The organism is Bacillus sp. 7_6_55CFAA_CT2, assembly GCF_000238655.1.
Taxonomy (GTDB): Bacteria; Bacillota; Bacilli; order Bacillales; family Bacillaceae_G; genus Bacillus_A; species Bacillus_A cereus.
This window is the reverse complement of record NZ_JH414710.1, coordinates 565,453-576,785: the sequence shown is the minus strand read 5'-3', so window position 1 is coordinate 576,785 and position 11,333 is coordinate 565,453. Positions and strand designations below refer to the sequence as shown.

The following is an 11,333-nucleotide window of genomic DNA, read 5'->3' as shown; positions in this document are numbered from 1 at the left end:
CTTTCACTGTATTTAACAAACTGTCCACTGAATATTATGCTTCTTAAGTTCTTCTTCAAAGCTATATGGCATTTTTTTATCACACATTACGTGTTGAATACGCGAAATTGCTGCTATACGATAATTCCCTTTCACGCCTACCTTCGTATGATCACATAAAATATATGTTTTCTCAGCTAATTTCATCATCGCCTCTGACAATTTCGCTTTCTCTAATTCAAAGCTGGAAACTCCAAAACTAGGTAATAACCCATCAATCGAAACGAACGCTTTATGAAAATGAAATTGCTGTATGACTTGCTGAGAAATAGACCCTGATACACGCGAATGCTTTGGAGATACTTTTCCACCTATAAACAAAACTTCACCGTGAAACATCTTTTTATTAATAGAAGAAATTAATTGTGTTGCGACTGGAAATGAACTTGTTACAATCGTTAAGTTTTTACGATGAACAAGGTATGGAACCATTTGAAGCGGTGTACTTCCATCATCAATTGCAATGACATCACCGTCTTCTACAAATGTCGCTGCTTTATAACCAATTCTTTTCTTCTCTTCTATATGTAGCATTTCTCTTTCTAACATTGGTGCCTCTACTCCAGCGCCTGGAAGTTGAACAGCTCCACCATACACTTTTTTCAGCTTCTTTTCACGATCTAATTCTTCTAAATATCGACGAATCGTTTCTGTTGATACAGCAAATTCTCTCGCTAATTCTGAAACCTTTACTTTCCCTTTAAATTCTACCTTTTCAAGAATGGTTCGCTTTCTTTCTTCTCCTACTACAGACATAGCTTCACCTCATTTATATCTCCCTTATAAACGTCCTTACTTATACAAAGCTATAATTTTCTTTATAAGTAGAAACTTCTTCATGAATATGAATACCGCGCTTTGCTAGCTCATCAAAAATCAATTGTGGATTTTCAAAGGCTTCTTCAGGCGTAACAACACCCACCCTATTTACATTTCCATTTGCAATTAACTCTGCAGCAATCCCAAATGGAATACCGACGTTTCTCGTATACGCTCTTAATTTTTCCCATCCTACAACAGAACCATCAGATAACGGATGTGTATGATATAACACATGTCTTTGCTTCTCATTATTTTTCATACCTATTACTTCTACATGAAGTGCATAACCATAAAGCTCTGTTTCTTGCCCTTCTTTCGATTGCAATAAATACTGTGAAATACAATCCATAATGCCTATTTCTTTCCCGTTTATTTCAATCTGATCATTACGCAATATGCCGTAATCATATAAAGTACGTACAAGTTGCATATTTTGCTGTGGCCAAGTTCCTCTCGTCTCTATCAGTTTGACACCTTTATTTTCTAATGCCTTTGCTAGCGTAATCGTTTCAGAATGCGGAATGATATACTGCGTTGCCTTACCATAAGGCTCTGGCAATTCTATTTCTCTCGGACGCGCAAACGGAGGTACTTGCTTAAATTCACCATCTTCATACACTGTACGCGATGGTAAATATGGATCATATTCATATGTCGTTGTCTCTGTAATTGATGCAGAAAAAGCAATCGGACGATACGAACCGTGACTTACACGGACAGACTCTACAGTATCCAATTGATTTGCTGCATGCATTGCCATCATTTGCGTTACACCCGGCGTCATGCCAAATCCAGGTAAACATATCTTTTCATTTTCAACAAATATAGCATGCGATTCATTTTCTTCATCAAATCCATTTAAGTTCACACCGTGACATCCTGCTTCTGCAATACAGCGGGTCGACAATCTGTTTAACTTTATCGTCGTACCGTCCATTACAATGTCATAACCAATCATTTTTGCAACCGTATCCTCGTGATCCGTTACATCTACTTTTACAAAATCAACACGAGGGTCGTTGAGCCATTCTACTACTTTACGGCCCTCTACCTCGTTAAAATCAGCTACTGTAATTGTCTCAAAAGATGAAAATTGAACTAAATCCAAAATAGCTTCGCGACAAATTTTACCTGCTCCACCTAAGCAAAACACTTTCACCCAATAACAGCTCCTTTAGCAATACTATCAACTAAGCGATTAATATCTTCTTCATGTACATCACCGATATTTCCAATGCGGAACGTATCTACTTTCGAAATTTTCCCAGGGTAAATAACAAATCCATAACGCTTTAATTCGTTATATAACTGTTGAAACTCAAATCCCTCTTTTGGATAAATGAAAGATGTAATAATAGGAGATTGGTATTCCTCATCTACTAGTGGCTTAAATCCGATTTCTCCCATTCTATTTACTAGTAGTTTTTGATTGTTGTAATATCGATTGTAACGCGCTCTTACTCCTCCCTCTTTTTCTAGTTCAAGTAGTGCTTGATAAAAAGCATGTACAACATGTGTAGGTGAAGTAAAACGCCATTTCCCATTTTGTTTTTCCATCGTTTCCCATTGATCATATAAATCAAGAGATAAAGAGCGTCCTTGCCCTTTACACTTCAATAATTCATCACGTTTTGCGATTACAAATCCGAATCCAGGAACCCCTTGAATACACTTATTCGCACTACTAATTAAAAAATCAATTTGTAAATCAGCAATGTCTATTTCAATCCCGCCGAAACTACTCATCGCATCAACAATTGTAACCTTTCCATACTGTTTTCCTAATTTACATACATCTACAATTGGATTTATAATGCCTGTCGTCGTTTCGCAATGAACAACTGCAATATGCGTAATCTCTTTATCTTCTTGCAATAACTTCTCTACTTCTACAATATTAGTAGGTTCCCACTCTTCTGTTTGACTGACCACTACATCAATCTGTAACATCTCTGCCATTTGCACAATGCGCTTACCGTACGCACCATTTGTACAAACGAGAAGCTTCCCATTTGCCGGAATAACAGAACCAATTACTGCTTCAACTGAAAACGTACCGCTTCCTTGCATTAACACTGTTGTATATTTCTCTTCTTCCTTCGTCGCTAACGATACAAGTTTAGCTCTTACTTCTTGCACCATCGTATTATATTCATCATCCCACGTACACCAATCGTATAGCATAACTTCTTTTACTGATTTTGTTGTCGTTAATGGTCCTGGTGTTAATAATAAGTAGTGATTTTCAGTCATGATCCTATTCCCCTTTTATGAAATAATAAGTTCTTGTTTCTCGATATGTTCCATTACGCTTTCGAGTTCCTGCATCGTTTCTATCGTAAAGTGCGCCCCATTTTCAACGAAACGATTGCGAACTACTTCTATTTTTTCACGAAGTTCTACCGAATCCATCTTCTCCACTTCTTCTTCCGTTAAACCGAGCTCGCTACTGCCAAGAATTACACCAACTGTCCACATTCCAGCATTTCTACCTTCTTTCATATCTGATACTGTGTCCCCAACTTTTATCATATGGTTCATCGGATACACACCAAGTTCCATTGCATTTTTATAGCACATCCATGGATATGGACGGCCTGCTGGAACATCATCTGGCGTAACAAGAAAATCAGGTTTATATCCTTGTAACGCTGCTTCCTTTGCTACAATATCCATCATTTCTCTCGTATAACCAGTCGTTGAACCAATTTTAATTCCTCTTTCACGTAAAGAAGCAATCACTTCTTTTACTCCATTAATCGGCGAAGCATAGCGCGGTAAAATAGCGAAGAGAATCTCTTCAAATTCTTCATACATCTCCTGAATGTCTGCTTCTGTTGGTAATTGTCGGAAAACACGATTCCACTCACTCGCAATACGAGGCATCTCAGTAAGTGCCCTTACATGATCTATTTTTAATAACCCCATTGGCTTACGAGCTTCTTCTGCTGTAATTGCTACACCCCGTTTATGAAAAATCTCCATGAATACTTCTAGTGGTGCAAAACATCCGTAATCAACTGTTGTCCCTGCCCAATCAAAAATAACTGCTTCAATTTTCATTCTGTCCATCACCTTTCTTACTTATCTTTTTTGCCATTGTGAAGTTCGGTTACGAAGTGCTTTCGTTCCCCATTCATATACAACTCTTACTACAATATTTGTAACAACAATAAGCACACTCATTGCAGCTGCTGGCGCCACATTTCCTGCATCATCCATATTTACGATTGATACGGCAGCTAGTTTAAAATCAGCTGCATATAGGAATACAACTGCCGATACAGTTACCATTGAATTTACGAAGTAGTACATTACCATTTCTAAAATTGCTGGTAAACACATTGGTACCGTTACTCTAAAGAATGTTTTATAAAACGGAATACCCATCGACTGCGAAACAAGCTCAAACTCTCGATCTAATTTCTTTAAAGCAGTCGTTGCCGTGACAAATGTTACAGAATAAAAATGAATGATATTTACTAGTACTAACACAGCGATTGTTCCGTATAAAGAATGAAACGGGTTCGTTACTGATAGTCCCAAAATTTGAATCGTTGGTTGACTAAAGAAAAAGACATATCCTAATCCGAGTACTAAACCTGGTATGGCTAAAGGAACGATAGAGAAAAAGTAACCTGTTTTTCGGAAGAATTGTAGCTGGTCTATTTTCTCAATTGCATATGCAAATACAAATGTTAAAATCGCCCCAATAACTGCTGTAACTGCTGAAACAATTACGCTATTTTTAAATGCTTCAAGTCCATCTCCTGTTAAACTCGAAAAATTAAAATGCTCAAATGTAAAACTCATATTATATGGCCATACTTTCACACTTGCAGCAATACCAACTGCCACAAATAACAGAATGATCATAAATGTAATCACACTACAGTATATGAATGAGATGACATCTCTTTTCTTATTAGCTATTATTCTGTATGGTACTGCTTTTGAAGATAAGAAATTCGCCTGCTTTCTTTGCGTAATACGATCAACTGCAAATGCGAATATAGCTGGGATTAATAAAATCATTCCAACTGTTGCACCCATCGACATATTTTGCTGTCCAATTACTTGTTTGTATACGTCAGTAGCAAGCACATTATATTGTCCACCAACAATTTTTGGTGCCCCAAAATCAGTGAAACTAAGTGTAAACACAACAAACATTGCACTAATTAATCCGTACTTTACACTAGGTAAAGTAACCGTGAAAAATTGTTTTGTTTTACTCGCCCCTAGCATATTAGAAGCTTCATATAAACGATAATCGGATCCTTGAAAGGCAATTAGTAATATGAGAAAGGCTTGCGGAAATGTATACATAACTTCAGCTATTACAATTCCTACTGGTCCATATAAAGGGATTTGTATACCTTCAAATAACCCAAACATTCCTTTCGTTACTAGCCCTTGATTACCAAATAAATATGTAAGTGCTATACCATGCATCATCGTTGGTGCAAACAATGGTAATAACGCTACATACTGAAATACACGCTTTCCAAAAACATTCGTACGGGCAATTGCATATGCGTAAACGAATGCAATTGAAACTGAAATAATTGTTGTTGCGCCCGAAATCCATACCGTATTTTGTAAAGACTGAACTAAAGTCGGTGTTGTGAAATATTTACTGAAATTCGCTAAACCAATGAAAACTCCATCTTTATTATAAAAAGCTTGTGTAAATAGTTGTAATAGTGGTAATACAAGTATGATAAGGAAGGAAAGAATCATACCGATAATTACAAGCCTTTGGATCCATTCCTCTTTCCCTATACTTCTCTTAATCTTTTTTTTCGCACTTTCTACCTTGTAGTTTTCTAACATCTCCATCTATACAATGACCTTCTTTCCATATGACAACATATGATTTTCTGAGAAAGAGATTTGAATCGGCTTTCCTTTTCTAATATCAGCTACTTCTACTTCTGATGCTAATATATCCACTACAATTTTCTCATTATAAAGGTGTGTGTTTTCTTCTACGACTCGCACTTCCGTCCGATATACAGATCCACGAAACTCCATACTTTCCACAACTGTTTTAATACCGTCCTTTTGTACAATTGTTACATGTTCAGGACGAATTGCATGCTCTTCGTTATTTTTCGAAAAGAAATTAATAGAACCAATAAAATCTGCCACAAACGGATTGGCCGGTCTTTGATAAATCTCCTCTGGTGTTCCAATCTGCATAATTTCCGCATGATTCATTACAACAATTTTATCAGCCATCGTTAATGCCTCTTCTTGATCATGCGTGACCATAATAGTTGTTACTCCTACTTTCTCTTGCAAATCACGCATTTCTCTACGTAACTTTTCACGTACTTTTGCATCTAAAGCAGATAACGGCTCATCGAGTAACAAAATATCTGGAGACAGAGCGAGCGCACGTGCAAGTGCCACTCGCTGCTGTTGTCCACCAGACATTTGAGCAGGATATTTATCTTTTACATTCAGCAAATCTACAAGTTTTAACGCCTCTAGCGCTTTCTCTTTTACTTCTACTTTTCCATATTTTTTTGTCTTTAAGCCGTATTCAATATTTTCAAGTGCTGTTAAATTCGGAAATAATGCATACGATTGAAACACCATTCCGAAGTTTCTCTTTCCAGGAGGTAATGCTGTAATATCTTTTCCATTCACAGCTATACTACCTGTTGTTGCCTCTTCTAGCCCTGCTAAAATTCGAAGCAATGTCGTTTTCCCACAACCACTTGGGCCTAATAAACATACAAACTCATTTTTGTTCACAGTAAAAGAAATATCTTTTAACGCTGTAAATGCATCAAACTGTTTTTGAATGTGTTGAATTGATAAATATTCGCTCATTTTTTCTCTCTCCCACTCACTTACTTTTTCGGTTCTGCTTTTTGTCCAAACTCTTTTTCCCATTTTTCTAAAATTTTGTCACGATTTTCTGCTGCCCACTTAAAGTCATTCTTTTTGTATAACTTTTCTGTTACATCTTTAGGGAATCCATCTGGAAGTTTATAATTATTTTTAATTGTCGCAAATCCATTTTTCTCGAAGTATAACTTCATTACATCATCAGTAATCGCCCAATCTAAAAATGCTTGCGCTAATTTTTCATTTTTTGCATTATCTTTTTTAATAAGTGCGTTCGCTTCTACTTCCCAACCTAATCCTTCTTTCGGCAATACAACTTCAACTGGTGCACCTTTTTGTTTCTCTTTCAAAGCACTATAAACCATTGATACGCCAACTGGATATTCACCCGCTCCTGCTAATTTCGCTGGTTTTGATCCTGAATGCGTATAACTTGCCATATTATCATGAAGTTTCTTCATGTAATCCCAGCCTTTATCTTCACCCATGATTTGTAGCCATGCAGAAACTGTTAAAAATCCTGTTCCAGATGATGCTGGATGTGGCATAACAAGTGTTCCTTTATACTCTGGTTTCGTTAAATCTTCATATGATTCTGGCATCGGTAAATTTTTCTTCTTTAACTCTTCTTTATTTACAGCAATCCCCGTCATAAATGCAGTATTTCCTACCCATTTTTCAGGTTGCTTATCATCTTTAAATTGTGGAAGAACACGATCTGCTCCTTTTGGAGAGTATCCTTTTAACATATCTTTTTTATCTAAAGCTAATAGACTTGATGCCGCAGTTCCCCATACAACATCTGCTTGTGTATTTTTCCCTTCAGCTAGCAATTTCGCAGTAATAACTCCTGTTGAATCACGTACAATGTTCAATTTCACATCAGGATATTTCTTTTTAAAGGAATCAAGATAAATTGGTACAAGCTCTTCTTCAATTGCTGTGTAAACAGTTAATGATCCAGATAATTTGTCATCTTTCACTTTCGCTCCAGCACTTTCTTCCTTCTTTGCACCACACCCCATTAATAACGAAAATACCATTCCAGTCGCTACAGCTTTAAAGATTGTTTTTTTCACTGTTTCTCTCTCCTTTTACAAATCTTATGTACAACTCAAATATAAACAACTAGTGTAAAAGCAGTATTAAACCAACATTAATCTTTTGTTTGTTGTTTGTTTTTGTGTAATACGTTGCTACTTCTATGTTTTTTCGCATTTTTCTGCTCATAGAAAACACTAAATTTACAAATAATTAAAAAAACCTTTATAATCCCACAAAAAAATGAGGCGTTTGTAAAAAACGCCTCATTTTTGTTTCCCTTTTTTTGAATTACGATTCGCATACTTTGCGCTATTTTCTCCTTCATACTCTAATGCAAATTCTGCATCTGGTAAGCTTTCTTTCGGAGTTTTATTATTATTGATTGCCGCATTTTGTTTCACTTTTCTTTTTACCAATACATTCACCTGCTCTCAAGAAATCACTTTCTACTCTAGTTTGAAACAACTTAAAATAATTATTACTGGCAAGTGTTAACAAGTACATAAGAGGCGTTAGATGGAAATACTACATATGAAGAAATCATTATAAAAAGGAGCGATAATTTTGAAGAAAAAAGAAAAGATTCAATCACCCATTTTAGACGAAACGCTCCCGCATCAAATGAATTTTCCATCTTTTAAAGGAACAGGAAAAACGATGCAACAACCTTTTGTGAATCAATATAATGTTGTAATTGGAGACAGTAAATATAATTCCGAGAACAGTCCGCTTAACAATTGGAGTGATGAAGTAGATCCTGCCATTATGGCTGGCGATGAGTGGATCCATCCTACAAATGATATTGGGTGGATTTCAGAAGAAAATCAAGAGTTGCTAAAAAACGAAGCGGATAATAAAGATGAAGCTTTCATGCATCCACAATTTGGAATTAACGACTAAAAAACCATTCTACCTAACATAGGTAGAATGGTTTCATACTATCCAATAATAATCCGCTCTTTCGGGTATTTATAGCGAGGTGGTTGTTCCCTTCCACCACTAGCTAAAATAAATGTTAAAATACCAACGCGTCCGATAAACATAAGCACAATAAGTACAAGTTTCCCAACAGTTGTTAAATCAGGCGTGACACCTGTTGATAGTCCCGTCGTTCCGAAAGCAGAACAAACTTCAACAATTAAGCTCATAAGCGGTACATTTTCCGTAATAGATAAAATGAATAGCGCAGTAGCACATAACAAAATCCCCATCGTCATAACGACAGATGCTTTCAGTACATCCTCTTCATGTAGCTGACGTTTGAAGACTCTAACTGTTCTACCGCCCCTTGCAAAGGTGTATAGTGACAATATACTAACAGCAAATGTAGTTGTACGTATTCCGCCCCCAACCGAACTTGGAGATGCCCCTATAAACATTAATATACTCATAAATAAAAGCGTCGGTTGTGATAATTCACGTATATCCATTGTTGCAAGTCCACCACTTCGCGTCGTCACAGATTGGAATAATGTATAAAATACAGTTTCATGCCATGACTTTCCTACTAAAAAATGATTTCTCTCCAGTAAAAAAATCATAATTGTCCCCACAACAACGAGTGTGAAAAATGTTGTTGTCGTCAATTTTGTAAATAATGAAAAACGGAATAATTGTTGTCGCCTTTTACTAAGAAATTGCTTTACTTCCATTAGCACAGGGAAACCAATCGCTCCTAAAATAATTAGTAACATATGAATCATTTGAACAATATAATCTTTTTTATACGGAATTAATGACTGTCCTGTTAAATCAAATCCGCCGTTCGTAGTCGCACTAACAGCTGCAAAGAAACCGTGAAAATAAGCTTCTTGCCAAGTCGGAAAGTAAAGTAAAAATCTTGTACCTAATAAGATTGCTCCAATAAGTTCTATCGAAATAATTACAATTAAAATAGAACGCATCAATTCTACGAGACCCGATAAATTTCCTTGATTATGATCTGCCATAATTAATCTTCTTCTTTGCAAACCAATCTTTTTCCCCGTAATGATCCAAACAAATGTACCAAGCGCCATAATTCCTAAGCCGCCTAATTGTAAAATAAGAGCTAAAACAATAATTCCTGCAGTAGTAAACGTATCTGGAATCGTAATAACAGACAGCCCCGTAACACTTACCGCACTAACCGATGTAAAAAGAGCATCTATAAATGTCCATTTCACACCGGGCTTCGTAACAAACGGGAAACTAAGCAATATCACCGATACAACTACCGCTAATAAATAAAACAAAACGATGAGTTGTACAGGACGTAATTTTTGTAAAAACTTTTTTATATCTCTCATTCCATCACTTCGCTACCTTTTTTCTATCGATTAAATAAAGAAAAATCTTTACTTTCTTTATTTGTAAATAACTGCTCAAATAATTTGGCAAAGACCATTCCATATACAGTTCCATTACCTCCATACGGCAATGCGTAAAATAAATTATGTATCTTTTCATCTTCTTTTAAAATGGGAAGACCATCATGAGTACCACCAAATGCGGCTGCCCAATAGTAGTCTGCCTGTATATTTTTATACTGCGGGAACATCTCTTTTACAATATTAATAAGGATATCACGCTTATGCAATAATTTCGTATCACCGATTGTTTGAATTTGCATCGCTTCATCTAATCCGCCTACAATAATGCGGTTTTGATACGTTCGAAAATATAAGTAGGGTCGTGCCGTTTCCCAAATTAACGATCGCTCATGCCAGCCTTCAAACTGATCTATTTCATTTGTTACAATTGCATAAGAGGTGTCTACTGTTGTATTTTTTTCTTTCTTTCCAAAAAGCGCTTCATAACCTGTCGCCATAATAATATTCTTTGCTACAATTTGATTCCCTGTTTTCGTGTAACAAATTAAATCATTTTTGCGTTTTTTTATATGTATTGCCTCTGTATGTTCATATATATTAGCTCCCATTTGGTTTGCTTTATGCAAAAGACTATGTGCTAATAAATACGGATTTACCTCAGCATCACCGTGTGTATATAATGCCGCTTGTTTTATAAAAGGATAACGCTCCTTAATATCAGATGCTGTAAAATACTCAACAGGAAATCCATAATTCTGTAACGTATTGTACTCCTCTTGTAAAAATGAGACATCCTCACTTTTACTTGCATAATATAAACTATTTCGCAGAATAAAATGGGGATTAATATCAAGAGTCGGTATTACCGCTTCCATTGTTCTTAGCGCTTCATAACAAAGCTTATATGCTCGCACCCCTTTTTCTTTACCAAATGTATGGATAAGAGAGGTTAACGATTTATCATGAAGAAATTGTAGTAAACCTGTATTAGCAGCTGTGCTACCACATGCAATGGCTCTTTTTTCAATAAGTGTAACACTCATGCCAATTTTCGCTAACGAATGCGCTATATGAGCACCGGCTTCGCCGCTTCCGACTACGAGCACATCACATATCATATCATTTTCTAACAGTGGATAACAAGGTACAGAAACTCCTGTATTCCAAAACAACTTACCCATCATAAGTTTCATAATTATACTCCTAAAATATAAATTTCTCCTTTCTATGTTTTGTTATTTTTCATAAAAAANA

At 36.0% G+C, this 11,333-nt stretch carries 11 protein-coding genes; 1 reads left to right on the top strand and 10 read right to left on the bottom strand.

Annotated elements, in window-relative coordinates:
• Positions 1-12: 12 nt before the first annotated feature.
• The 8 genes from HMPREF1014_RS18575 to ykzP all read right to left on the bottom strand — a co-directional run bounded on the left by HMPREF1014_RS18575 (position 13) and on the right by ykzP (position 8,183).
• Positions 13-795, bottom strand: a complete 783-nt coding sequence (locus HMPREF1014_RS18575) for a DeoR/GlpR family DNA-binding transcription regulator (protein ID WP_000117669.1) — start codon at positions 793-795, stop codon at positions 13-15.
• 40 nt (positions 796-835) lie between these two features.
• Positions 836-2,020, bottom strand: coding sequence for a saccharopine dehydrogenase family protein (locus HMPREF1014_RS18570; protein WP_000862172.1), 1,185 nt, complete (start codon positions 2,018-2,020; stop codon positions 836-838).
• Positions 2,017-3,114 carry a 2-aminoethylphosphonate--pyruvate transaminase gene (phnW, locus tag HMPREF1014_RS18565; protein ID WP_000138231.1) on the bottom strand — a complete coding sequence of 366 codons (1,098 nt, stop codon included), beginning with the start codon at positions 3,112-3,114 and terminating at the stop codon, positions 2,017-2,019. The genes HMPREF1014_RS18570 and phnW overlap by 4 nt, the downstream gene beginning before the upstream one ends.
• A 15-nt stretch (positions 3,115-3,129) precedes the next feature.
• Entirely contained in the window at positions 3,130-3,924 is a 795-nt protein-coding gene (gene phnX / locus HMPREF1014_RS18560; RefSeq protein WP_000687365.1) for a phosphonoacetaldehyde hydrolase, read from the bottom strand.
• A 21-nt stretch (positions 3,925-3,945) separates the two neighbouring features.
• Positions 3,946-5,703, bottom strand: a complete 1,758-nt coding sequence (locus tag HMPREF1014_RS18555; RefSeq protein WP_000425514.1) for a putative 2-aminoethylphosphonate ABC transporter permease subunit — start codon at positions 5,701-5,703, stop codon at positions 3,946-3,948.
• Positions 5,704-6,705, bottom strand: a complete 1,002-nt coding sequence (locus HMPREF1014_RS18550; protein WP_000006192.1) for a putative 2-aminoethylphosphonate ABC transporter ATP-binding protein — start codon at positions 6,703-6,705, stop codon at positions 5,704-5,706. It abuts the gene before it with no gap.
• 20 nt (positions 6,706-6,725) lie between these two features.
• Positions 6,726-7,802 carry a putative 2-aminoethylphosphonate ABC transporter substrate-binding protein gene (locus HMPREF1014_RS18545; RefSeq protein WP_000750897.1) on the bottom strand — a complete coding sequence of 359 codons (1,077 nt, stop codon included), beginning with the start codon at positions 7,800-7,802 and terminating at the stop codon, positions 6,726-6,728.
• 228 nt (positions 7,803-8,030) lie between these two features.
• Entirely contained in the window at positions 8,031-8,183 is a 153-nt protein-coding gene (ykzP, locus tag HMPREF1014_RS31695; RefSeq protein WP_000240799.1) for a protein YkzP, read from the bottom strand.
• Between the two features lie 148 nt (positions 8,184-8,331).
• Here ykzP and HMPREF1014_RS18535 point away from each other — a divergent pair, with 148 nt between their 5' ends.
• Complete coding sequence (locus HMPREF1014_RS18535; RefSeq protein ID WP_000726027.1) at positions 8,332-8,667, top strand: DUF3905 domain-containing protein; 336 nt, start codon at positions 8,332-8,334, stop codon at positions 8,665-8,667.
• Between the two features lie 38 nt (positions 8,668-8,705).
• On the opposite strand, the gene HMPREF1014_RS18530 is transcribed toward HMPREF1014_RS18535, so the two are convergent.
• Both HMPREF1014_RS18530 and HMPREF1014_RS18525 read right to left on the bottom strand, forming a co-directional pair.
• The gene (locus HMPREF1014_RS18530; protein ID WP_001204691.1) at positions 8,706-10,055 is read right to left on the bottom strand and encodes a TrkH family potassium uptake protein; all 1,350 of its coding nucleotides are present in this window, start codon (positions 10,053-10,055) and stop codon (positions 8,706-8,708) included.
• Positions 10,056-10,078: 23 nt separating this feature from the next.
• Complete coding sequence (locus HMPREF1014_RS18525) at positions 10,079-11,272, bottom strand: NAD(P)/FAD-dependent oxidoreductase (protein ID WP_000772515.1); 1,194 nt, start codon at positions 11,270-11,272, stop codon at positions 10,079-10,081.
• Positions 11,273-11,333 lie beyond the last annotated feature (61 nt).

Bases quoted from the DNA above. Each gene is read 5' to 3' on its own strand.
- HMPREF1014_RS18575 (WP_000117669.1), bottom strand. From the start codon at position 795: ATGTCTGTAGTAGGAGAAGAAAGAAAGCGAACCATTCTTGAAAAGGTA.
- HMPREF1014_RS18530 (WP_001204691.1), bottom strand. From the start codon at position 10,055: ATGAGAGATATAAAAAAGTTTTTACAAAAATTACGTCCTGTACAACTC.
- phnX (WP_000687365.1), bottom strand. From the start codon at position 3,924: ATGAAAATTGAAGCAGTTATTTTTGATTGGGCAGGGACAACAGTTGAT.
- phnW (WP_000138231.1), bottom strand. From the start codon at position 3,114: ATGACTGAAAATCACTACTTATTATTAACACCAGGACCATTAACGACA.
- HMPREF1014_RS18555 (WP_000425514.1), bottom strand. From the start codon at position 5,703: ATGGAGATGTTAGAAAACTACAAGGTAGAAAGTGCGAAAAAAAAGATT.
- HMPREF1014_RS18525 (WP_000772515.1), bottom strand. From the start codon at position 11,272: ATGAAACTTATGATGGGTAAGTTGTTTTGGAATACAGGAGTTTCTGTA.
- HMPREF1014_RS18550 (WP_000006192.1), bottom strand. From the start codon at position 6,705: ATGAGCGAATATTTATCAATTCAACACATTCAAAAACAGTTTGATGCA.